Origin of the sequence: Pseudoalteromonas sp. PS1M3 (assembly GCF_016865405.1) — a bacterium.
Taxonomy (GTDB): Bacteria; Pseudomonadota; Gammaproteobacteria; order Enterobacterales; family Alteromonadaceae; genus Pseudoalteromonas; species Pseudoalteromonas marina.
This window is the reverse complement of the sequence record NZ_AP022624.1, coordinates 112,032-134,401: the sequence shown is the minus strand read 5'-3', so window position 1 is coordinate 134,401 and position 22,370 is coordinate 112,032. Positions and strand designations below refer to the sequence as shown.

The following is a 22,370-nucleotide window of genomic DNA, read 5'->3' as shown; positions in this document are numbered from 1 at the left end:
TGTTAAGTCGCAGCATAACGGTGCTGCGATTTATATATTAAATACGTGAAACGATGGCAGCTGCCACATCGCTTGTGCTGTATCCACCTTGTGGGTAGATATCTGGCGTGCCAACGCCTGCTTCTACGGCTTCGGCTACGGCTTTTTCAATGGTGCGTGCTGCTTCGTCTTGCCCTAATGAGTAACGTAGCATTAGTGCGGCACTTAAAATTTGTGCTATTGGGTTTGCAACGCCTTTACCTGCAATATCTGGCGCGGAGCCACCAGCAGGTTCGTACAAACCAAAGCCCGATTGATTTAAGCTTGCCGATGGTAATAAGCCCATTGAGCCTGTGATCATCGCACACTCATCTGACAAAATATCACCAAACAAGTTATCGCAAAGTAGCACGTCAAACTGGCTAGGCTGTTTAACTAACTGCATAGCTGCGTTATCTACGTATATATAATCTAGGCTGACTTCTGGGTAGTCTTTACTTACTTCGGTGACTACTTCGCGCCATAATACGCTTGATGCAAGTACGTTGGCTTTATCTACCGAGGTAACATGGTTACTACGTAATTTTGCTGCTTCAAAAGCAAAGCGGGCAATGCGTTCAATTTCTTTACGCGAGTAGTTTTGCGTATCAAAGGCAAACTCTTCTTCGCCTTCGCCACCTCGCCCTTTTTCACCAAAGTAAATGCCGCCGGTAAGCTCGCGTACACACAAAATATCAAAGCCTTTTTCGCTAATATCAGCACGTAATGGCGATGCTGCGCTAAGCGCCGGTAAAAGCTGTGCTGGGCGTAAGTTACAAAACAAACCAAAGTGCTTACGAAGCGGTAAAAGCGATGCACGCTCAGGTTGCTCATTTGGTGGAAGGTTTTCCCACTTAGGGCCACCTACTGAACCAAATAAAATGGCATCGGCGTTTTCGCACGCGCTTAGTGTTTTTGGTGGTAATGCTTCACCAAATTCATCAATGGCTGCACCACCAATAGCATGATGCTCGCGGTTTAGAGTAAAACCAAACTTATTGCTTACAGCATCAAGTACTTGCTCTGCTGCTGCCATTACTTCTGGGCCAATACCGTCGCCTGCTAATACGGCAACGCTGTAGTTTGTTTTACTCATCCTGCTTTCCTTTGTTGTTTTAAATCAGACACTTTTTGTGCACGATAAATTAAGTTGTAAACACGGATCATGGCGCGTACCGACGCTTCTACCACATCCGCTGCAATGCCTGCACCGTGGTAAGGGCGGCCATCGTATTTAGCTATAATATTTACTTGGCCTAATGAGCTTGCACCTTGGCCTGTCGCTTCTAAGTTATATTCAATCATTTCAACGCTCATACCGGTTAAGCGCTCAATAGCTGCAAACGACGCCTCTACTGGGCCATTACCTGTTGCGGCTTCTTGCTTAACTTCGCCATCAATCACCATACCGATAGTAGAGCTGGCTACCGATTGCGAGTTAGACGCTGAGTTAACAAACTCTAACTGGTATTTTTCGTCTTTGTCGTTAATTTGATTTAAGTAAATCATGGCTTCAAGGTCGTAGTCGTACACCGTGCCTTTTTGATCAGCTAGCGCTAAAAAGCTTTCGTATAGACTGTCCATATCGTAGTCCGCTTTTTGATACCCTAACTCTTCTAAGCGGTGCTCAATAACATGACGGCCCGAACGCGAAGTCATATTTAATTGGTTGTTTGGTACGCCTACGCTTTCTGGCGACATTATTTCGTACGTATTTTGTGCTTTTAATACGCCATCTTGGTGAATGCCCGAGCTATGTGCAAAGGCGTTTTCGCCCACAATAGCTTTATTTGGCTGCACTGGCATATTACAAATTTTTGCCACTTGGCGAGATGCGCGATAAATTTCTTCGCTTTTAATATCGGTGTGAACTTTTAAGTGGTCTTTGCGCATTTTCATGATCATCGCCACTTCTTCAAGCGAGCAGTTACCCGCACGCTCACCAATACCATTTATTGTACATTCAATCTGGCGAGCACCCGCTTGTACCGCGGCTACCGAGTTAGCGACAGCTAAACCTAAATCGTTGTGGCAATGCACACTTAAGCGTGCTTTATCAATATTTGGCACGTTATTCATTAAATGGCGGATCATTGCAGCGTATTCGTCTGGCGTTACAAAGCCAACGGTGTCGGGTAAATTAATAGTAGAGGCACCTGCGTTAATGGCCTGCTCAACAATTTTACATAAATCCCAGTGCGGCGTGCGCCCTGCATCTTCACACGAAAACTCCACATCGTCTGTGTAGTTGCGCGCTAATTTAATTGATTTAACCGCCATGGCCGTAGCGTCATCTAGGCTCATACGTAATTTATGTTCAAGGTGCAAAGGGCTTGTGGCAATAAAAGTATGAATACGGCTTTGCTGTGCTGTGCGAAGTGCCTCACCACAGGCTTCAATATCTTTTGCTACTGAACGTGCTAACCCACAAATAATTGGACCTTTTACTTCAGTTGCAATTCGTTGCACCGAGCGAAAGTCAGCAGGGCTGGATACCGGAAAACCCACTTCCATCACATCAACATTCAAACGGCTAATAGTATGCGCTAACTGAATTTTATCATCTTCAGTAAGGCTTGCCTTAAGTGCCTGCTCGCCATCACGTAAAGTGGTATCAAAAATCCATACTTTATCTTTGTCTTGCATAACTGCCCCTCATTCCTATGTTACCCAAATTTCAATTTATCCCAGCCGCGAGATAAAAAAAACCCCGCAATTGCGGGGTTTTTAATGTTCAACTCAATGCAAACACACTAATCCCCGCTTACTTGCCATAGCAGTAAGAGATTAAGTTTTAGTGTAATTAAACGAATATTTTGCATCTTGTTTCTTGTGTGTGTGTTCAGTGAGGCCTATTTTTAACATTACAGAGAGATCGAAGCAAGCATAAATATTCCACAAAACACCTTTAAAACACAATCATAAAGAAAATAAAAACCAAAAAACCTTAAATAATAAGATTAAAAATACCAAACACGCTTCTTGCCACCATAATTAAATCGGCTTTAAAGTGATCCCCGATTAGATAAGTTTTGTCACTTTTATTTAAGTTTATAAAGTAATCACATGTTTAATGATTAAAAAGTGCCATTACTCACTTTATGGCCGAAGAGCCGAAATGATTTGAGCCATATTGAACCTACTTTCACATCCATGGAACTCGTTTATTATTTTCAATATAACCAGTTAATAGATACACCACAGGGCTGGCACTTCCTTTACTCATGTCATGCATAATTAGTTGCTCTGTGCTTTTTGGTTGGTAATAGCAATAGGCGCTATGCTTCTAAGCCCCCACATTCTCATTTCTTTAGTGCGTATTACCTGCTGTTCACCGGTTAAAATATTAGTTTGGGTAATAATACTATAAGTAACTGGCTTGTTATTTTCATCGACTTCATCCCTAGGATTATAGCCAAATTTAAGGGTAACATCTTCATCAAGTGAAAAGATTACGCCATTTCCCTCCCCTTTTTCTGAGTGCTCTATTTCAGGGTTTGCAATATTCACCCAATGAAAGTGGGCTTTCGGTCTGGCGTGGGTCATAAACGCTAAATACTTGCCATCGGGCGAAATTCGATGGTTTTTCATTCTCCACTTACGTGGAAAACCAAAGTTAACTTTGCGAACCACTTCACCATTAAACTTATGTATCCAAAAGCCATCATGCTTTATGACTAAAAACTCTTTATCTCCCGGAAGTAAAAAAGCAGCTCCACTGTGGTGAATTTGCGGCCGAGGGGTTAGCTCCCCTGTTGGAACATGGTAGTTAAAGTTTTTGCCATCTGAGTAAAAAATCACATTTTTACTGTCTGAGGTCCAGTTAAACCACGGGTAGCCGCCTCCGCCTGACACGGTAATTAGCTTTTTCTCTTTAGTATCGTATAACTGGCGTGTCGCTCTATCATTTATATAACCCGAAATAGCAATATAACGGTTATCTGGTGAGCGTGCTGGTGGATGCAATCCCGCAGGCTCCATTTGGGTAAATATTTTCTCAGGAATAATTCGGCGCCTATCTGAGCCATCTAACCGTGATGACCACAGCGTGCGCACTTCACTGTATTTATATTTATTCCAAAACATTAATCGCGGGGTTGAGAAGGTATCTGCATCGCCGTACACCTCTTCGCGTATTTCTAGTGGCCACTCTGGATGGTTTTTATGCTCTTTAGCCCATGGATATTTAGCAACATCAACCTCTGCTTGTGCTGAACTTTGAGATGAGGGCTCTGAGCACCCGCTTAGCAATAAGCTAAAACAAACGCTGAGGGCGCAAAGCATGCTGTGATTTTTTAAAAACGTCATTAAAACTATTCTTTTACTAAATGCATTTATTTACGAGGTAATATAAGTAGCAACTTGGCTTGTAGTACCATTATCCAAAGCTACAGATGGAAATCCTTTACGAGTTATTCTCACGCCACTGGGCTTGTCCTGAACCAAGCTCGTGTAATACGCGACCTGTTCTATTCATTCCTGAGCTTGTATTTGATAGCCACACTTTTATTTCGCCAGTTTCGCCCATGCCAACAATTAAATAAGGCCTGATATTTTCTTCTACTTCTCCTGTACTTACCCATGTATAAGCAGGTAAATTTTTAGCTAATTTATAACCATTTTTATCTATTGCCACTTCACCAAAGTAAATTCTATTTTCTGACTTATCTAACCATTCAACAGCTACTTTTTCTGGGAATTTTTGATCGTAAACGCCACTTGTTTTACCGGCACTTTGCCAGCAACAACCAAGGCTCCCCATAGGAATACCCCAACTATTATCAAAAGTAATTGATTGCACCCAAATTTCATTACCCTTTTGTGTCGCACCGCCTGCGACCATGTAATCAATTTTACCTATTGACGAGCAACCCATTACAAATAATGTAAAGGTCAATGTGGTGAGTAATTTTAAGATTTTGTCCATAATCTATATCCATTTATTAATTGTGACTGCCATTGCTCACTCTTTTCAGCTTGTTCTGGCTGATTGTAAAAAAGCTCGCGCTGTTGGTTTTGGTAGAGGTGAATTCAGCGTCTTCTTCTGGGTCATGAGCTACGGGCTGCCTCTGCGAATACTTTATAGAACATGAGCTTAGGGTAGTGGCTTTACTACTTATTCTCACGCCACTGTGCTTGCCCTGAGCCTAGTTCGTGTAATACACGGCCTGTTCTATTTCTGTCAGATCGTGCATTTGATAACCATACTTTTATCTCGCCACTTTCCCCCATGCCAACAATTAAATAAGGCCTAATATTTTCTTCTACTTCTCCTGTACTTACCCATGTATAAGCAGGTAAATTTTTAGCTAACCTATAACCATTTTTATCTATTGTCACTTCACCGTAGTAAATTCTATTTTCTGACTTATCTAACCATTCAACCGCGACTTTTTCTGGGAATTTTTGATTGTAAACATTTACAGTACCACCAGCTTGTGCGTAACAACATTCTATTGCACCGGAAGGAATACCCCATTCATCATCAAATACCACAGAGCGCCCCCAAATTGCATTGCCATTTTCGGTGCCGACACCTGCGACCATGTAATCAATTGTTCCTGTTGACGAACACCCTACGGCGAATAATGTTAAAGCGAGTGCGATGAGTGATTTTATGAGTTTACTCATAATATATTTCCATTTAAGTTCAAGCTGCTCTTGAGGAATGGCTTAGTTACTTATTCTCACGCCACTGTGCTTGCCCTGAGCCTAGTTCGTGTAATACACGGCCAGTAAATCCAGCTGATGGCGTATTCGTAACCCAAACCTTTATCTCACCTGATTCACCCATACCAACTATTAAATATGGTTTTACATCTTTAAAAACCTTACCTGTATGCGCTGTGTATGAAGGTAAATTTTTAGCTAATTTATAACCATTTTTATCTATTGCCACTTCACCAAAGTAAATTCTATTTTCTGACTTATCTAACCATTCAACCGCAACTTTTTCTGGGAATTTTTGATCGTAAACACCAACCATAGCTCCCGCAGTGGCTCGACAACAAGACATAGTTCCTGCGGGTACATCCCACTTGTCATCAAACTTAATTAAAGTCACAAATATATTATTGCCTTCATCTGTTGAACCCGATACAACCATATAGTCGATTTCACCTGTTGTTGCACAGCCGTCTAGTAATACAGCAAACAAGCTAGTAAGAAGTAACTTTAAGATTTTGTCCATAATCTATATCCATTTATTAATTGTGATTGCCATTGCTCACTTGCTTCAGCGTGTTCTGGTTGATTGTAAAAAAGCTCACGTTGTTGGTTTTTGGTGGTGAATTCAGCGTCTTCTTCTGGGCCATGAGCAATCGCATCAATCGTTGCTGAATATTTAACACTGTGGTGGATGTAATCTTTATATAAAGCTTGCCAGGCATCACTTTGTGGGCCAAAGCTACGGGCACTATCAACCAGTATTTTAAGCTCGCTAGGTAAAGCATAAGGTATAGCTTGGCCGTCAGCTTGTTTGCGGTTAGCAAGTTCCGTTAAGCTTTGTAGTGGCACCCCTTGGTTAACCGCCGCTTCATACATTAGCGCTAGGCTATAATGGGGTAAGGTATTATTTAAATTGCGCCGCCAATACGGTTTATAGCCGGTATAAACCGTATACTCTGATTCATTACGAATTCGCTTTGGCTTTCTGTTCATCCTTGGCCTACTTGCTTTAAATTCAATATTAATTGTTGGCCAATAATATTTTTGCTCAAGTGACTTTTTAAGCTGCGCTAATTCTTTATCGTGCTCTGGCTCTCCGGCTTGCCCCGCAATATATTGCCACGGGTATAATATGGTTGTTTCTACGGGGCCATAACCGCCGCCAATATCTGAGTGCACACCCGGTAATTCAATTTCCTGCTGGTTTTTAAGGAGCTGCTTATTACGAGTGCGTAATGAACTGAGTGGAAATTTATCTCGCTTTTCATCAAACGCCGCCAAATGCATTACAAACCCCGCACTACTACTTGCTAGGTTTAAATTAACGGGGTAATCAAGCTCATCATTGGCATAAAACTCACTGTGGTTGTTATCACCATCGCCACCAATAGAGGCAACGCTGTCGAATAAACCAACAAAGCGAATAACCGGCTTAATACCGCCCCAATAGTGTGGATTATTTTTATATATCGCATTTACTTGATTAACAAATGCCCGCGCTTGCGCTGCACCACGGCTAAAACCAAATACATCAATAGAGCAAACTTTAATAGTTTTAAATAAATTGCGAATCAAATATGCTTCCATTTCGAGTAAAGACCTTTTAATTCGCTCATCAAAACTAAACGCTAAACCCATGTCTAAGGTTGAATCGCTTTCGTGGGCTTTAGTGCCAATACCTTCTGCATAATAGCGTGATTGATATTTTTGAAAGGGATATAACTCAAACAACTTAACCACATTAGTCGGTTCTTTGCCGTCGGTTGAATCTTGTATGTCGTTAAGGCGGTTATTTCCCGTGCCATCAAAAAATACACCAAAGCTAGGGGGCTCTGCGAGCAAGGTTATTTCAATATGGCCTTTTGGTAATATTTTATGTTCGAGTAATTGCGGCCCGCCTTTTTCACCAATATTGAATGACTGAACTTTTAACAGGTCAAAATAATCTGCAAAGCTTTGTTCGTTAATAAGGGTTAATTCTGTTTCGCCCGCTATAATTACTTTTAAGGTGTAAAGCGCTTGTTGTGACAGGTTTTTAAAGTGGTATTGTTGATTGCCCTGTTGCTCCAAGTTAACCGCGCTACCTTGGCTAAACAACTGCGCTTTTATATCTATATCACCAATCACTTTAACTATGATATGTTTTTGTAACGCACCAACATTTGTTTTTATAACTAGTGTGTTAACTTTATTGACTGCCATGGGCATTGCTTGGCTCATAACTTAGGCTCCATAAACATAAACAAGACGGCTTTTAGTAACCGGCCCTGCAATGCCGTCTACCTGTAGTTGTTGCGCTTGTTGAAATTCCCTCACACCGGCTTTGGTTTTTGCACCATTAATGCCATCAACCTTGCCGCAATTAAACCCCAACATATTACAACGTCCCTGCACGCCAGAAAGCGTGTCGATTGGATCTAGATTGCCTATTTGTACCGCAAAGCTTTTAGTTGGTGTGGTTTCGCCTGCTTTTAAATATAAATCGACGTTGCCAGTAAGGGCGTCGTTATTATTAAGCTCTACTTCGATAAGCCCATCACTTTGCAATACGGTATCGATTGTTTGGCTGCCGATATTAAGCACAACGCGTTTACCGGTAATATCATCGCCGTCGTCGTACGATACTTGCAGGCGAAAATATTCTTTTTCGTTTTGTACAACAAAGCTATTAATGCTGTTGGTGCGCAGCGGTATAAACTTTTCTTTTTTTGGCGGAATCGTAATTTTATCACCCGGGTAAATTAAGTTTGGATCGGGGCGTAGGGCTTTAAACTCTGCATTGCTTGGGTGGTTGTAAAGCGCTTTAGATGTTTGGTAGCCGTATTGCTTTGCTATGCGCAATAGCGTTTCACCTTGGGCTACGGTGTGTTGTTGGGTCATTGTATATCCTTAAACTTTGCCTACAGACCAATCTTCGCTGTCGAGTTCAAAAAAGCTGACTTTAGCGTTTTCAAAGTCGGGGCCTGATACGTTGGCATAGCCGTTTTGGTCAAGCTGCCCGGTAATAATGTGGCCGTTGCGTAGGCGTATTTTGTAGCCCATGTTAGCTTGTGGCTCGCCAGCTTCGTCGAGTAGTTCTATTTCGTAGGCTAAAGTGGGTTGTTCAACTGTAAATGTGGTGGTGTCGGTTGCGCCACTGGCCGTTACCGTAACATTATAAATACCCGGTTTTACTTCAGCGTAGTGCTGCCAAAACGAGACTTCGTCGGGGCGTTTTTTTTCTAGTTGTAGCGTTATTTGCCCACTAGTTGGCCCTTGCCACTGAATAACTACACTGCGGCTGTTACTGCATGAGCCTTCAATATTAAGTTTCCAACCATTGGGGACTATTAAGCTTGTGCCTGCTTTTGCAGGTTTGCGTTCGCTATAGCCTAAGTTGTAATCGTAAATTAAGTTGGCATTTTTATAGCCGGTATATTGCTGTGCGAGTTGCTCTACGGTTTCGGCGGCGCTAAGTACGTGAGTTGTAAAATTTTGCCTAACTGTGTGCGATGCTTTTAATAGCATTGTGCTGTTTAGCTCTGGCTTATAAATGCGTATAGCGGGGGTATACTGCTGCGCAGGGCGAGGTTTTTTTGTTGTTTTAGCCTTATAGCTTTGCTGGTTTATATACTGTGGTGTATTTTGCGCCGCTGCTTGGCTATTAATAAATGCAGGTGTATTAGGGGCTATAACCCCTTTATTGGTAAAGTTATTACTTTGTAGCGCTGCTTGCGATGATGCTATTGAGCCATTATTAATTGCGCCTGAGTATTTTGTGGGTGCTTGAGTTTGTTTTGGATAAATAGCAACACGCGTACTTGCGAGCTTGTAAGCCGAATACGACACTTTTTGCCACTCTTTATTTTTTACCCAGTATTGGCTGCGTGTATCGTCGCGCAGGCAAGCAGCTTGATACTTGTCTACCACACCAAATAAATTACTTTGTAATTTGCTCTGTAGTACTTTTGGCAGTTGGCAAAATTGAGCACGGCTCAAATGAGAGAATGTAACCACGGGCTGAGAGTTTTCAAGCTCGTCATGTGGTTGTTCAAACAATGGGGGGTAATTTAAGTTCACCGGATCCTTGGTGAGCATTTGCATCCTCGCTTTCTCTTTGTAAGAGAGTTATTTATTTTTTACTTTCTAGGTAACGCGCTGCTGTTACAACGCGTAATATAATGAAATTAGAACAATAAATCTACAATGTTTTATGTAAATAATTTAAATTAGTCAGCCTTTTCTCTTACATAATGGGTTGCACCACGCGTTATGTAACGCAGCTGCCAAATAACACGCTCAACAAGTTCGTCAAGTTGTTGGCCTTCTATATCTAATGCTTCAGCGCCGGCATTAAATACCAGTGTTACCATGGCTTCTGATTGAATGTAGGCGTGCATGGCGTCGCACTTGGTTTCGCTTTCTAAATAGTGGGCAAGCTCTAAAATAAAGTGTTTGATTTCGCGTGCGACTGCGGCTCTAAATGCCTTAGATGTGCCAGAGCGCTCACGCAGTAATAACCTAAATTGGTTGCTTGAGCTGTCTATAAATTCCATAAACGTAACAACCGAGGTGTTGATTACACTGCCACCGTCGTTTGCTATGCGTCTTCGGGCTTGGCGCATTAGCTGGCGAAGGGTTAAACCGGCTTCGTCCACCATGGTTAAACCTAGCTCGTTCATGTCTTTAAAATGGCGATAAAACGAGGTGGGCGCAATGCCGGCTTCGCGGGCTACTTCGCGTAAACTTAAATTCGAAAAGCTGTGATCTGCACTTAGCTGATTAAATGCCGCCTGAATTAAGGCTTGTCGTGTTTTTTGTTTCTGTTGCGCTCTAACACCCGACATCAACAACTCCCTGAATAATTTTATATTAATATTTAGTGATAATAGCTCAATTCCCCAGTCTAATACTTGACGGCGAGAGTTTGAAATACTATTTTAGCTTACAGTTGTACGCTGAGATTGAGAATGATGAATAAACCACCGATTATCTGGACAAACGTCCTATTTTTTAGCCTTACCTTTTTAGCGGCTATCACACTTGTTCCTTGGTATGGCATTAGCTACGGATTTACCAGCGCACATTGGATTGCTTTTGTAGCCTGTATGTTTTTTGCGGGCCTATCTATCACAGCCGGTTACCACCGTTTATGGGCACATAAAACGTATAATGCTCATCCTGCCGTTGAATTTATTTTTGCCCTTGGCGGTGCGTTTGCGTTGCAAAACAGCGCTCTGCACTGGAGTAGCGATCACCGTATACACCATGGCCAAGTTGACGACCCAATAAAAGACCCTTACGCCGCAACCAATGGCTTTTGGTACAGCCACATTGGCTGGATGTTACGTGACTACCAAGGCGATAGCTACGGTGATTACAGTAATTGTCGTGATTTACAGCGTAATAAAATCGTTATGTGGCAACACAAGCACTACCTAAAACTGGTTATTGCGATGAATGTTGGCCTACCATTGGTACTTGGTTTATTGGTGGGCGACGTGTGGGGTATGCTTATTTTAGCGGGTTTACTGCGTTTAGTATTAAGCCAGCACTTTACCTTTTTTATTAACTCGGTGGCTCACATATGGGGTTCGCGCCCATACACTGAAAAAAATACCGCGCGCGATAATGGCTTTTTAGCGTTATTTACTTATGGCGAGGGTTACCATAACTTCCATCATATTTTTGCAAGTGATTACCGTAATGGGATTAAGTGGTTTCATTATGACCCCACTAAATGGATGATTCGCTCTTTAGCTGCTGTTGGTTTAGCCAGTAAATTAAAGCGTACCCCTGTTGAGCGCATAGAAAAAGCCAAAGCCGATACGCTTATGAGCAAAACGCAAACACGCCTTGCAAAATTGCCTTTAGCGCAAGATAGGCTTACATTATTACAACAAGAATACGATTTATTGCTGAAAAAACTGCAGACTTATTGTTCACTTCAAAAACAAGTTTTAGAAGTTAAAAAAAATAATATGGCAAAGCAGTGTGAACGTTCAGCTTTAATGGCACAATATCACGAGCTGGAAGCCGCCTGGGAAAATCAAAAACAGGCATGGCTAGCACTTAATGCGAGGTTATTAAAAGCCTCTTTTAATTAATTTAGGAGTGGCTGTGGCCAAACAACCAGAACAGAAAAAAGCACCCGTAAGTTTCCAATATGACGCAATAATTATTGGTACGGGCCCTGGCGGTGAAGGCACCGCCATGAACCTTTCGAAAAACAACAAAAAAGTAGCGGTTATAGAGCGCCAAGAAACAGTCGGCGGCGGTTGTGTACATTGGGGAACTATCCCTTCTAAGGCATTACGTCACTCGGTTAGCCGCTATATTGAATACAAAGCCAACCCGTTGTTTAATATTGGTGAACGCCCGAGTCGTTTAACGTTCCCTGATATTTTACGTCACGCAAGTTCGGTTATTTCTAAGCAGTCTAATTTACGTAGCAGCTTTTACGATCGTAATCGTATTCATATGTTTCAAGGTGATGCGAGCTTTGTTGATAAACACACTGTTGAAGTAAAACGCCTTGACGGTTCAACCGAGCGCATTACTGCAAAAACAATTGTTATTGCTACGGGCTCTCGCCCTTACCGCCCACCTGAAGTTGATTTTAGCCATTCTCGTATTTACGAGAGCGATACTATTTTAGGCCTTGAGCACGACCCTCAGCGCGTACTTATATACGGAGCAGGGGTTATTGGCTGTGAGTATGCTTCTATTTTTAAAGGTTTAGGCGCTAAAGTTGATTTAGTGAATACTCGCGACCGTTTACTTGCCTTTATGGATGCTGAAATATCTGATGCACTTAGCTACCACTTTTGGAATAGCGGCATTGTTATTCGTCATAACGAAGAGTTTGATCGTGTAGAAACGCGCGACGATTGCGTTGTTATGCATTTAAAATCGGGCAAGCGTGTAAAGGCTGACTGTATTTTATTTGCGAATGGCCGCACAGGTAACACTGACACACTTAACCTTGAAGCCATTGGCTTAAAAGCCGACGGCCGTGGGCAAATAAAAGTAAACGAAACCTACCAAACTGAGATTGAAAACGTTTATGCGGTAGGCGATGTTATTGGCTACCCAAGCCTTGCTAGTGCTGCATTTGACCAAGGCCGGATTGCCGCAGATGCCATCGCTTGTGGTAACTGCGATGAAAAGCTGATTATTGATATTCCAGCCGGTATTTATACTATTCCTGAAATGAGTTCTGTTGGTAAAACAGAGCAGCAATTAACTGCCGCAAAAGTACCGTATGAAGTGGGGCGTGCGCAATTTAAACACTTAGCCCGTGCGCAAATTGCAGGTACCGATGTGGGTAGTTTAAAAATATTGTTCCACACCGAAACCAAAGAAGTACTTGGCGTGCATTGCTTTGGTGAGCGTGCTTCTGAGATTGTTCACATTGGCCAAGCTATAATGGAACAAAAAAATGGTGGCAATACCATCGACTACTTTGTAAATACTACGTTTAACTACCCAACAATGGCAGAAGCTTATCGAGTTGCGGCATTAAATGGTTTAAACCGCTTGTTTAAGTAAACACTTTAAAGCGTATAAACAAAAAGCCCGCTGTTAAGCGGGCTTTTTAGTATTAATGCATAAAACACATTAATTATTTGTGATACTGGCCGCTAAGCTCGTGCACGGCATTAATAAATACACCGGCATTTTCTGGGTCAACATCTGGCGTAATACCGTGACCTAAGTTAAACACATGGCCATTGCCTGTACCAAAGTCTTCTAAAATAGTGCCTACTTCTTGGCGTATACGATCTGGCGTACCATGTAGCATTGACGGGTCCATGTTACCTTGCAAGGCCACTTTATCGCCTACACGGCGTTTAGCATCGCCAATATTAATGGTCCAATCTAGGCCTACTGCATCACAACCTGTGGCTGCAATGGCTTCTATCCACTGGCCACCATTTTTAGTAAATAACGTTACTGGCACCTTGCGGCCATCGTACTCACGAATCAGGCCATCAACAATTTTGTGCATGTATTGCAGTGAAAACTCGTTGTAGTCGCGCGGGCTTAATACACCGCCCCACGAATCAAATACCATTAACGACTGCGCGCCGGCTTTTACTTGTGCGTTTAAGTAGTCGATTACTGAATCAGCAAGTTTATCTAGTAATAAATGAAGTGTTTGCGGCTCTGCAAACGCCATTTTTTTAATTTTACCAAATACTTTGCTGCTACCGCCTTCAACCATGTATGTAGCAAGTGTCCATGGTGAACCAGAAAAGCCAATAAGTGGTACTTCGCCTTTAAGTTCACGGCGGATAGTACTTACTGCGTTCATTACATAACCAAGCTCGTCAGTTGGATCGAGCTTAGGTATTTTTTTAACATCTGCAAGCGACGATATAGGACGTTCAAACTTAGGGCCTTCACCTGTTTCGAAGTACAAACCTAAACCCATTGCATCAGGAATCGTTAAAATATCGCTGAACAAAATGGCCGCGTCTAATGGGTAACGACGCAGTGGCTGAAGTGTTACCTCACAAGCAAGCTCAGCATTACGGCACAGGCTCATAAAATCGCCCGCTTGCGCACGTGTAGCACGGTACTCTGGTAAATAACGTCCAGCTTGACGCATCATCCATACAGGCGTTACATCAACGGGTTGTTTTGCAAGTGCACGTAAATAACGGTCGTTTTTTAATTCGCTCATGGCGTAAATGATCCTAATGCTTATAGAAATTGTGCAAGATTGTACCACCATATTCATCGCCTCTCTATTTCTTAAAGACGAAAACACCTTTACATAGAAGCAGATCAATAATATTGATGGTTTTAATCCATTTTGATTATAAATTAGGCAAAAAACACTAACATTTAAAACTTTTTGTTAATATGTTTGCAACATAACAAAAACCTTGGTATTGTCTTTCCCGCGTTAACAAAAACAATAATAAATTATTAAAACAATAAAAATAAAAAGTTTTAAATAATAACAATAAAAATCATTTAATAAAAATAAGAAAGCTTGTTATAACAAGCCACTTGAAGAAATTAGACCACCTTAACCGGTGGTTTTTTCTTGCCTGCAATAAAATGTTTAGCCTTTCAATAAATAATTCTTCTGCACGTTTACAACATCTGCATTACTTGTTGATATACACGCAAATTAAATATATCTTGATGTACATAAAAACGAATGTAACTAAAAACCAACCCAGCTTAGGAGAACAGTTATGCTGACGCGTGTAGAAAAAGCTCAACAGAAATGGGGTGGTAGCCATACAGTAATCGATAACTGGCTTAATGAACGCCAAGAACTTATTGTACTGTATTGCAAGATTGCAGGGTTTGCGCCTTATGATAAAAAAGATCACGCGCTACCAGAGCCTGAACAAATACAGTCTTTTTGCCAACTCCTTATGGATTACCTCTCTGCAGGGCATTTTGAAGTGTACGATGATATTGCTAAAGCCTGTGAAAAAAAGGGCTTAGAGAGCCAAAAGCTTGCAAACTCAATTTATCCGCGTATTTCAAGCACCACCGATGTCGCACTTGATTTTAATGACAAGTACGCTGAAGTAGATAAAGAAGACTTATTAGAAGGGTTTGATAACGATCTTTCAGTTATTGGTGAGTCATTAGAGCTTCGTTTTGAGCTTGAAGATGAACTGATTGATAACCTGTTTTCTAATCATACTGATTAAATTAAGATTTAATTAAGTTACACGAATTAAAAAAGGGACCCTAAGGTCCCTTTTTACGTTTTAAGCTTGGCTTATTCTGCAGGTGCTTCTGCATTTTGAATTTCTAGTAATTCAACTTCAAAAACAAGTGTTGAATTAGCTGGAATTTTACCAAGGTCACGATCGCCGTAAGCAAGCTCTGAAGGAATAGTAAACTTGTACTTAGACCCTACAGGCATAAGTTGTAAACCTTCCGTCCAACCAGCAATTACGCGATTAAGTGGGAATGTAGTTGGTTCGTTACGTGCGTATGAGCTATCAAACTCAGTGCCGTCTAATAAAGTACCTTTGTAATGTACTTTAACAACGTCTGTTGCTGCTGGCTTTTCGCCTTCGCCTTCGCTTAATACTTCGTATTGTAGGCCAGACTCAGTTACTGTTACGCCTTCTTTTTTAGCGTTATCAGCTAGGTATTGAACACCTGCCGCTTTGCTTTTTTCAGACTCAACTTTTGCTTTTTCTTCTTGCTTAGTGCGTACTGAGGTATCTAAAGCTGTTAACACTTCACGAATTTTTTCTTCGTCAATTTTTGCATTGCCAGCAAGTGCATCTTCAAAACCACGAATTAATAGCGCTTGGTCTAGCTCAATGCCAATTTCAGATTTGTCTGCTAGGTCTTTATTTAAAAAATTACCTACAGAAGCACCAATACCGTATGCTTGTTGTTGCTCTACAGTGTCTAATGTTACTTCAGCTTGCTCTTTTTTTGCTTCTTGATTACAAGCTGTAAGCGCTAAAACCGACGCTGCAATCAATGACAATCTAATCGTCTTTTTCATTTTAAATCTCCGACATACTTTGCAGTTGTCATTTATTGTAATATTACTAGTTAAAGATTAACGCCCTACATGGTAGGCTGTTTGTTTAATAACTAAAGTCTGTATTGTTAGCTAAACTTAGAAATATATATCCAGTGATTAGACAAACAACCTAGGCATTTAACGCACCTAGTCTAACCTCTCAGTCACTAAGAGTTAAGAGGAAATACCTGTAAGATGTCGATATTTCGTACTTTTTTAATCGTTTTTAGCTGTTTTTTAGCCATTGCCTGTACCGATAAAAAAAATCAATCGGTAGAAAGCTTTGAGCATACCGCACAAGGTGCATTTTCGTCAGCTCTCTCTCACGATGGAAAGTACAGTTTAATCTCTTCTATCAACCATGGGGTCGCGCTGTGGGATAATCAACAGCACGTTTTAAAATACCAATGGTTTCAGCAGCAATCTCAAGACAACTTAGTTTACAGCCTTGCTATTGCCTTTGATAACAGCGTGGCGGTTACCGCAGAAAAAACAACTTTCGCAGTGTGGGATATCAGCACTGGCGAAAACAAAGGCTACTACAAAATACAAAAAGCCACGATTCGAGATATTGCCATTAGTAACCAAGGCCGCAGTGTTTTATACGGCAGAAGCGACGGCGTGGTTGTATTTTTAAACCTTGAAACTGGACGTCGCATTGAGTTTTTAGGCCATCAAGATAAAGTTAACACCGTTGATTTGGCGCCAAACGGACGTTATGCATTAAGCGGCTCTAACGACTATGTTGCCTATTTTTGGGATACCAATACAGGCCAAGTTATTCATCGCTTTAGCCACCCAACTCGTGTTACTCAGGTAACCCTTGATCCACAAGGTCGCTTTGCATTTACCGCCGACAGTATGGCACAAGCACATGTATGGAAACTGACTACAGGTGATCTTGTGAGTAAACTGGCGTATATTGCGCGTCAGAAAATTTTTACCGCCGTGCGCTTTAACGAGCAAGGCACATTGCTGGCAACGGGTTCGCCTAATAAGCGAGTTGATTTATGGCAAATATCAAGCGGTGAAAAAATTCAAACGTGGCAAGTTACGCCGCGAGAAGGCAGTAAACCAAAATCGGCCGTTGTGCTTGATGTGGCATTTATAGATAACGATAAGTCGTTGTTAACCGAAAGCTCCAGCGGTATCGCAGAGCGATTTATTATACGAGACACTAATGAACACAATTGAACACCGCGTAATGGAACTTGAAGCCAAAGTGGCTTTTCAAGATGAAACGATTGAAATCTTAAACGATGAGATCAAAGTGCACCAGCAAATGCTAGCTAAAATGAAACGCCAAACAGAACTGCTGGCAGAAAAAATTAAAGAAGCGCAAACCTCGCCTTCTATGATGTCTAATATGCCAGAGCCACCGCCTCCGCATTACTAAAAGGTGTGTACCTAAGCAATAAAAACCGGGTTAGTCGCCCGGTTTAAACACACCAATGACTTGCTCAAATTGGCGAGTTGACGCCTGAACAGCGTTCTCTGGTTGTGACATTTTATGCCCACACTCAACACACTCTACTTTTTCAACATCATGTTCTCTGTAAAGCATCATTGTATCCATGGCTTTGCAGTCAGGGCACGATGCACCAGCAATAAATCGCTTCTTTTGTCTCACAACATTTTTCCTGTGGTTTGAACTACAACTATTTTATCGTATAACATCACTTGTTGATACGCTTGATAAGCGCATTAAGTTCTATGGTATGATAGCGCCAACTTAACAAGGGTACAGTAAAGTAACGCATTCATGATCCAAATATCAGAAATAGAACTCCTTCGTGGCGGAACAGCCTTATTAAAAAATGCATCAGCTACGTTATTTCCAGAGCACAAAGTAGGCCTTGTGGGCGCCAATGGCTGTGGAAAATCAACCTTATTTGGTTTACTAAAATCTGAATTGCAACTTGATGCTGGTAATTGCAGTATTCCTAAAGATTGGTCTATTGCTTCGGTTAAACAAGAAACCCCTGCCCTCGAAATAAGCGCGATTGATTATGTATTGCAAGGACACCCTGAATACTACGCGCTGCGTATTGCGCTGAGAGAAGCAGAACAAAATAACGATGGCGATACTCAAGCCAAAGTGCATATTCAGCTAGAAAACATGAAAGGCTACAGCATTGAATCGCAAGCTGGCGAGCTGTTGCATGGGTTAGGCTTTGCTAATAACCAAATAGAAAACCCTGTTAGTGCGTTTTCGGGGGGGTGGCGCATGCGTTTAAACCTTGCCCAAGCACTTATTCGAAACGCTGATTTACTATTACTCGATGAACCAACAAACCACCTTGATTTAGATGCCGTATATTGGCTTGAACGCTTTTTACGTGCCTATACAGGCACATTGGTACTTATATCGCACGACCGCGAGTTTTTAGATGCAGTGGTTGATCAAATTTGGCACATAGATAAACAACTTATCAATGTATACAAAGGTAACTACTCGCAGTTTGAACGCCAAAAAGCAGAGCGTTTATTACAACAGCAAGCCATGTTCGAAAAACAGCAAGAGCAAATTGCCCACCTAGAGCAGTTTATTACTCGCTTTAAAGCAAAAGCCAGTAAAGCTAAACAGGCGCAAAGCCGTGTTAAAGCTCTTGAACGTATGGAAAAGCTTGCCCCTGCACATGCCGACTCACCATTTAATTTTGAGTTTGCAGAGCCATTAGCGCTACCAAACCCACTCATGACGCTCGACAAAGCTCAAGCCGGGTATGGCGACGTAACTATTTTAAATAGTATTAAGCTGAACTTAGTACCTGGCAGCCGTATTGCACTGCTTGGTAGAAATGGCGCAGGTAAATCCACATTAATTAAATTACTTGCCGGCGACTTAAAACCACAAGCAGGGGATGTATTTCAGCACCAAGGCCTTAATATTGGCTACTTTGCACAGCACCAGCTTGAATCCCTTGACTTAAAAGCCAGCGCAATTACACATTTACAACGTTTAAATCCTAAGGCTAGCGAACAATCGCTACGTGACTTTTTAGGCGGTTTTGCCTTTATTGGCGATAAAGCGCTTGAGCCTGTAGCACCGTTTTCAGGTGGAGAAAAAGCCCGTTTAGTGCTGGCTATGCTGGTATATCAAAAACCAAATTTACTGCTACTCGATGAGCCTACCAACCACCTTGACTTAGAAATGCGCCATGCACTTGTTATGGCCCTGCAAGGCTTTGAAGGCGCTATGGTTACCGTATCGCATGACCGCCACATGCTGAAAAACACCGCCGATGAGTTTTACCTTGTAGACAGCGGTGAAGTAACCCAATTTGGCTACGAACTTGACGATTATTACCAATGGCTTCTTAATGCTAATAAAGCGGCTACTAAATCGGAGCAGGCCGATGAGCCAAAAGCAAACTCAGGGGTTAATAGAAAAGAGCAAAAGCGCTTAGAGGCTGAATTTAGAAAAGCCATTCAACCGCTTAAAAAGCAAATTGAGAAACTTGAAAAGCAGCTCGACAAACACACCGCAGAGCTCAGCGAAGTGGAAGTTGCACTTGGCGATAACGAGCTCTACAACGATGACAACAAAGCCCGGTTAAAAGAGTTAATTGCTAAGCAAGCCACGCTTACGCCTAAACTTAACGATATTGAAGAAGAGTTACTTATGGCGCTTGAAGAAATGGAAGAAAAAGAACAGGCCTTTGCCGATGAACTTGCTCAATAAAGACGACTTTTGGCAGTTTGCGTGTGACCTTTATAGCAAAGGTGACATGCAAACGCGTCTGTTGGATTATCAAAACCAGCAAGGTAAAAATGTAAACCTGTGTTTGTTACTGTATTACCTAGACTCTCTCAAGCTAGCAGTTAGTCAAACTCAGCTAAACAAGCTTGAACAATCAATTTGTGAATTTGACCAGCAGGTACTGAAGCCCCTTCGTGCTACACGCGTCTATCTAAAAGCAAATCAAACCGAGATTGCAGATTACGCTGTAATTCGTAAAGAGCTGCTCAGTACTGAGCTCAAGCTCGAGAAACAACAACAACAGATGTTAGTAGAAAAAGTGAATACTTTAACATTAGAGCCTGATTCGAGGACCACTAATGTAATGCTATATGTTGGAGAGCTTTAAGCATTCGTTTTTTGCTGCAACTGCAACCCTGTTAGGGTTGCTAAAGTAATAACTAACAATGAAACAGGCAACTCTATAATGGAAGTCTCACTGAAAAAGTAAAACTCTTGCAATATCAATGAGACAGTTACTGTACCAAGCAAAGAGCCTAAAAAGTAAACATAAAATGTATATCGCCAAGCATAATTATCACTGCGATATGCCATTACACCGTATAGTAAAAAAGATAAAACACTAGAAGGCATGATTGCAATAAGAATGTAATCGCCAAGCCTCGATGATGCATAGCGCTCAAAACCAACAACAGTATTAAGTAATGTCGATAAGGCAATTTGCAGCAGCATAATCACTAAAGTGTATTTAACTATCCGTGTAATGTTCAATGCCTACCACCATTATTACTAGGTATAAAAATAAAGCTATAAAGAAAAATTATAAGCCCAAGCAGATGTTATTGCTACTAAGCTTGTAGGAACCAGCTTTAGCTGCGAATAAATTTTGCATTCCCCTCATTTACTTCTCATTCTCTCTTTGTGCAAAAAACTATTTAAATAACTGACTCACAATGAGGCATAGAGGCGCTTCGCTTTAAGAGAAAAACAAAGCCGTGATTTAGCTCAGCAAACTTACAATAAAAATTATCGCCATAAATGACGACCTACAGTAATTCATTACCTTGAAACTGCTTTTTATCATTAATTCTCGTTGGGTTTCGCTATGCTCTAGCCAACCTATTTGATCCAAATCAACTTCTTTACGACTCTTTTAATAATCAGGAAAATAGCTTGATCTGGATCAGTTCAGAGCTGCAAAAATAGACCTATGATTACCCCATAGACATCAGGAGGCAATTATGGACGTATTCTTTAGAGATTTTTTTAGCGACCCAGTGTTATTTTTATCATTTGGCTTTTTAGGCGTCGTTATTAGTTTATGCCTATTTTTTGTGTATTTTTTCATGAAAAAAGTACACGACGCTGATCTGAAAGAACAACATTAAAAAATTAAGCACGACGCACAAAGCGCCTAATTAGTTATTAATTAGGCGCTTTTTATTCTTTTTGATACACTAACGCTTCGTTTTTGCAAAGTGTGTAGTATAAACATGACTCATAAGTTTAAACCCGCATGGTGGATGACCAATCGTCACGTTCAAACCATAATGCCGCGTTTTTTCCGCCCTTTTCATAATACTCGCTACGAATTAGAACAGCTTGATACACCCGACGGTGATTTTATTGAGCTTGCATGGTCACTTCCGCATAACGAAAATGCTCCACTTGCCATTGTATTGCATGGCCTTGAAGGCAATATTAATAGCTTTTATGCCAAAGGCATGATGAAAGCGCTAAAAAAGCAAGGGTATGCCGTTGTACTCATGCATTTTAGAAACTGCTCAACAGAAGTTAACCGCCTTCCCCGTGCATACCACAGTGGTGACACAGACGACTTAGCTTTTTTTATTAATCACTTAAAACTACAGTTTCCAAACAGGCCTTTATTTGCGGTTGGCTTTTCGTTAGGTGGTAATGTATTGGCAAAATATTTAGGTGAGCAAGCCCAGCGATGCCCATTAAATGCAGCAGCCGTTATATCAGCACCGTATGATTTATCATCATCAAGTGATGTAATACGCAAAAGCTTGGGTAAAATTTATCAAAAGTATTTGCTCGATCGTATGAAAAAATCGATGCAGCGCAAGTTGCCTCAAATTAAGCAGCAAATACCCATTACAACTGATGAATTAATGGACATTAATGATTTATTAGAATTTGATAACCATATAACAGCCCCTTTGCATGGCTTTGAGAATGCACATGATTATTATCGTCAAGCCAGTGCTATGCCCTACTTAAAACATATTGCTGTACCTACCTTAATCATTCATGCGAAAGACGACCCAATGCTGTCGATTAAAGCAGTGCCTAGCAAGCAAGATGTGAGTGAAGATGTTACCCTGTGCGTCTCTGAAAAAGGTGGGCACGTTGGATTTATTAGCGGTAGTAATCCGTTTAAACCCATTTTTTGGTTAGAAAAAGCCGTACCCAGCTATTTTGGCCAACACATAATAAACAAAAACGAGTAACAAGCAG

22 protein-coding genes are annotated in these 22,370 nt (G+C 41.4%); 8 read left to right on the top strand and 14 right to left on the bottom strand.

Features of this window, described 5'->3' with window-relative positions:
- Positions 1-37: 37 nt before the first annotated feature.
- The 10 genes from leuB to fabR all read right to left on the bottom strand — a co-directional run bounded on the left by leuB (position 38) and on the right by fabR (position 10,511).
- Positions 38-1,114 (bottom strand): 3-isopropylmalate dehydrogenase, encoded by a 1,077-nt coding sequence (leuB, locus tag PS1M3_RS00660; protein ID WP_006793757.1) that lies wholly within the window; start codon positions 1,112-1,114, stop codon positions 38-40.
- Positions 1,111-2,664 (bottom strand): 2-isopropylmalate synthase, encoded by a 1,554-nt coding sequence (leuA, locus tag PS1M3_RS00655; protein ID WP_010557777.1) that lies wholly within the window; start codon positions 2,662-2,664, stop codon positions 1,111-1,113. The genes leuB and leuA overlap by 4 nt, the downstream gene beginning before the upstream one ends.
- Before the next feature lie 591 nt (positions 2,665-3,255).
- Positions 3,256-4,326 carry a PD40 domain-containing protein gene (locus PS1M3_RS00650; RefSeq protein ID WP_008126727.1) on the bottom strand — a complete coding sequence of 357 codons (1,071 nt, stop codon included), beginning with the start codon at positions 4,324-4,326 and terminating at the stop codon, positions 3,256-3,258.
- 97 nt (positions 4,327-4,423) lie between these two features.
- The gene (locus tag PS1M3_RS00645; RefSeq protein ID WP_008126729.1) at positions 4,424-4,945 is read right to left on the bottom strand and encodes a DUF2931 family protein; all 522 of its coding nucleotides are present in this window, start codon (positions 4,943-4,945) and stop codon (positions 4,424-4,426) included.
- 185 nt (positions 4,946-5,130) lie between these two features.
- Positions 5,131-5,649, bottom strand: a complete 519-nt coding sequence (locus PS1M3_RS00640; RefSeq protein ID WP_008126731.1) for a DUF2931 family protein — start codon at positions 5,647-5,649, stop codon at positions 5,131-5,133.
- Between the two features lie 46 nt (positions 5,650-5,695).
- The gene (locus PS1M3_RS00635; RefSeq protein ID WP_008126733.1) at positions 5,696-6,208 is read right to left on the bottom strand and encodes a DUF2931 family protein; all 513 of its coding nucleotides are present in this window, start codon (positions 6,206-6,208) and stop codon (positions 5,696-5,698) included.
- Positions 6,193-7,905 carry a DUF2235 domain-containing protein gene (locus tag PS1M3_RS00630; RefSeq protein ID WP_008126735.1) on the bottom strand — a complete coding sequence of 571 codons (1,713 nt, stop codon included), beginning with the start codon at positions 7,903-7,905 and terminating at the stop codon, positions 6,193-6,195. Before PS1M3_RS00630 ends, PS1M3_RS00635 begins: the two co-directional genes overlap by 16 nt.
- A gap of 3 nt (positions 7,906-7,908) precedes the next feature.
- Positions 7,909-8,565: a peptidoglycan-binding protein gene (locus tag PS1M3_RS00625; RefSeq protein ID WP_138740769.1), complete on the bottom strand. Its 657-nt coding sequence runs from the start codon at positions 8,563-8,565 to the stop codon at positions 7,909-7,911.
- Positions 8,566-8,574: 9 nt separating this feature from the next.
- Positions 8,575-9,744 (bottom strand): hypothetical protein, encoded by a 1,170-nt coding sequence (locus tag PS1M3_RS00620; RefSeq protein ID WP_239104471.1) that lies wholly within the window; start codon positions 9,742-9,744, stop codon positions 8,575-8,577.
- 149 nt (positions 9,745-9,893) lie between these two features.
- Entirely contained in the window at positions 9,894-10,511 is a 618-nt protein-coding gene (gene fabR, locus PS1M3_RS00615; protein ID WP_006793750.1) for an HTH-type transcriptional repressor FabR, read from the bottom strand.
- 126 nt (positions 10,512-10,637) lie between these two features.
- Here fabR and PS1M3_RS00610 point away from each other — a divergent pair, with 126 nt between their 5' ends.
- Positions 10,638-11,771, top strand: a complete 1,134-nt coding sequence (locus PS1M3_RS00610) for a fatty acid desaturase (RefSeq protein WP_006793749.1) — start codon at positions 10,638-10,640, stop codon at positions 11,769-11,771.
- Between the two features lie 13 nt (positions 11,772-11,784).
- Positions 11,785-13,215: a Si-specific NAD(P)(+) transhydrogenase gene (gene sthA, locus PS1M3_RS00605; RefSeq protein ID WP_203985711.1), complete on the top strand. Its 1,431-nt coding sequence runs from the start codon at positions 11,785-11,787 to the stop codon at positions 13,213-13,215.
- 73 nt (positions 13,216-13,288) lie between these two features.
- Here the strand turns inward: sthA and hemE are convergent, their stop codons facing one another.
- Positions 13,289-14,353 (bottom strand): uroporphyrinogen decarboxylase, encoded by a 1,065-nt coding sequence (gene hemE / locus PS1M3_RS00600; RefSeq protein ID WP_008126752.1) that lies wholly within the window; start codon positions 14,351-14,353, stop codon positions 13,289-13,291.
- 523 nt (positions 14,354-14,876) lie between these two features.
- On the opposite strand from hemE, the gene rsd reads away from it, so the two are divergent.
- The gene (gene rsd, locus PS1M3_RS00595) at positions 14,877-15,347 is read left to right on the top strand and encodes a sigma D regulator (RefSeq protein WP_203985707.1); all 471 of its coding nucleotides are present in this window, start codon (positions 14,877-14,879) and stop codon (positions 15,345-15,347) included.
- A 71-nt stretch (positions 15,348-15,418) separates the two neighbouring features.
- On the opposite strand, the gene fkpA is transcribed toward rsd, so the two are convergent.
- A complete protein-coding gene (fkpA, locus tag PS1M3_RS00590; protein ID WP_008126756.1) occupies positions 15,419-16,165 on the bottom strand; it encodes an FKBP-type peptidyl-prolyl cis-trans isomerase in 747 nt (248 codons plus the stop codon).
- Positions 16,166-16,381: 216 nt separating this feature from the next.
- On the opposite strand from fkpA, the gene PS1M3_RS00585 reads away from it, so the two are divergent.
- Together PS1M3_RS00585 and PS1M3_RS00580 are read left to right on the top strand one after the other, a co-directional pair.
- On the top strand, positions 16,382-17,380 hold the full coding sequence (locus tag PS1M3_RS00585) for a WD40 repeat domain-containing protein (RefSeq protein ID WP_008126758.1): 999 nt from the start codon (positions 16,382-16,384) through the stop codon (positions 17,378-17,380).
- Entirely contained in the window at positions 17,367-17,582 is a 216-nt protein-coding gene (locus tag PS1M3_RS00580; RefSeq protein WP_006793743.1) for a SlyX family protein, read from the top strand. Before PS1M3_RS00585 ends, PS1M3_RS00580 begins: the two co-directional genes overlap by 14 nt.
- A gap of 30 nt (positions 17,583-17,612) precedes the next feature.
- Here PS1M3_RS00580 and PS1M3_RS00575 read toward each other — a convergent pair whose 3' ends face one another.
- Positions 17,613-17,816, bottom strand: a complete 204-nt coding sequence (locus tag PS1M3_RS00575; protein ID WP_010557786.1) for a YheV family putative zinc ribbon protein — start codon at positions 17,814-17,816, stop codon at positions 17,613-17,615.
- A 132-nt stretch (positions 17,817-17,948) separates the two neighbouring features.
- Here PS1M3_RS00575 and PS1M3_RS00570 point away from each other — a divergent pair, with 132 nt between their 5' ends.
- On the top strand, positions 17,949-19,871 hold the full coding sequence (locus PS1M3_RS00570) for an ATP-binding cassette domain-containing protein (protein WP_008126763.1): 1,923 nt from the start codon (positions 17,949-17,951) through the stop codon (positions 19,869-19,871).
- Positions 19,855-20,277 (top strand): TIGR02444 family protein, encoded by a 423-nt coding sequence (locus tag PS1M3_RS00565; protein ID WP_008126767.1) that lies wholly within the window; start codon positions 19,855-19,857, stop codon positions 20,275-20,277. The genes PS1M3_RS00570 and PS1M3_RS00565 overlap by 17 nt, the downstream gene beginning before the upstream one ends.
- Here PS1M3_RS00565 and PS1M3_RS00560 read toward each other — a convergent pair.
- The gene (locus PS1M3_RS00560) at positions 20,274-20,660 is read right to left on the bottom strand and encodes a hypothetical protein (protein WP_008126769.1); all 387 of its coding nucleotides are present in this window, start codon (positions 20,658-20,660) and stop codon (positions 20,274-20,276) included. The genes PS1M3_RS00565 and PS1M3_RS00560 overlap by 4 nt on opposite strands.
- 722 nt (positions 20,661-21,382) lie before the next feature.
- On the opposite strand from PS1M3_RS00560, the gene PS1M3_RS00555 reads away from it, so the two are divergent.
- Positions 21,383-22,363 carry a hydrolase gene (locus tag PS1M3_RS00555; RefSeq protein WP_008126771.1) on the top strand — a complete coding sequence of 327 codons (981 nt, stop codon included), beginning with the start codon at positions 21,383-21,385 and terminating at the stop codon, positions 22,361-22,363.
- Positions 22,364-22,370: the final 7 nt, after the last annotated feature.

What these genes read in the sequence shown, in the direction of transcription:
- PS1M3_RS00570 (WP_008126763.1), top strand. Translation starts at nt 17,949, where the DNA reads ATGATCCAAATATCAGAAATAGAACTCCTTCGTGGCGGAACAGCCTTA.
- PS1M3_RS00640 (WP_008126731.1), bottom strand. Translation starts at nt 5,649, where the DNA reads ATGAGTAAACTCATAAAATCACTCATCGCACTCGCTTTAACATTATTC.
- leuA (WP_010557777.1), bottom strand. Translation starts at nt 2,664, where the DNA reads ATGCAAGACAAAGATAAAGTATGGATTTTTGATACCACTTTACGTGAT.
- fabR (WP_006793750.1), bottom strand. Translation starts at nt 10,511, where the DNA reads ATGTCGGGTGTTAGAGCGCAACAGAAACAAAAAACACGACAAGCCTTA.
- PS1M3_RS00630 (WP_008126735.1), bottom strand. Translation starts at nt 7,905, where the DNA reads ATGAGCCAAGCAATGCCCATGGCAGTCAATAAAGTTAACACACTAGTT.
- PS1M3_RS00650 (WP_008126727.1), bottom strand. Translation starts at nt 4,326, where the DNA reads ATGACGTTTTTAAAAAATCACAGCATGCTTTGCGCCCTCAGCGTTTGT.
- PS1M3_RS00635 (WP_008126733.1), bottom strand. Translation starts at nt 6,208, where the DNA reads ATGGACAAAATCTTAAAGTTACTTCTTACTAGCTTGTTTGCTGTATTA.
- PS1M3_RS00585 (WP_008126758.1), top strand. Translation starts at nt 16,382, where the DNA reads ATGTCGATATTTCGTACTTTTTTAATCGTTTTTAGCTGTTTTTTAGCC.
- fkpA (WP_008126756.1), bottom strand. Translation starts at nt 16,165, where the DNA reads ATGAAAAAGACGATTAGATTGTCATTGATTGCAGCGTCGGTTTTAGCG.
- leuB (WP_006793757.1), bottom strand. Translation starts at nt 1,114, where the DNA reads ATGAGTAAAACAAACTACAGCGTTGCCGTATTAGCAGGCGACGGTATT.
- PS1M3_RS00565 (WP_008126767.1), top strand. Translation starts at nt 19,855, where the DNA reads ATGAACTTGCTCAATAAAGACGACTTTTGGCAGTTTGCGTGTGACCTT.
- PS1M3_RS00610 (WP_006793749.1), top strand. Translation starts at nt 10,638, where the DNA reads ATGAATAAACCACCGATTATCTGGACAAACGTCCTATTTTTTAGCCTT.
- hemE (WP_008126752.1), bottom strand. Translation starts at nt 14,353, where the DNA reads ATGAGCGAATTAAAAAACGACCGTTATTTACGTGCACTTGCAAAACAA.
- rsd (WP_203985707.1), top strand. Translation starts at nt 14,877, where the DNA reads ATGCTGACGCGTGTAGAAAAAGCTCAACAGAAATGGGGTGGTAGCCAT.
- PS1M3_RS00580 (WP_006793743.1), top strand. Translation starts at nt 17,367, where the DNA reads ATGAACACAATTGAACACCGCGTAATGGAACTTGAAGCCAAAGTGGCT.
- PS1M3_RS00625 (WP_138740769.1), bottom strand. Translation starts at nt 8,565, where the DNA reads ATGACCCAACAACACACCGTAGCCCAAGGTGAAACGCTATTGCGCATA.
- PS1M3_RS00555 (WP_008126771.1), top strand. Translation starts at nt 21,383, where the DNA reads ATGACTCATAAGTTTAAACCCGCATGGTGGATGACCAATCGTCACGTT.
- PS1M3_RS00645 (WP_008126729.1), bottom strand. Translation starts at nt 4,945, where the DNA reads ATGGACAAAATCTTAAAATTACTCACCACATTGACCTTTACATTATTT.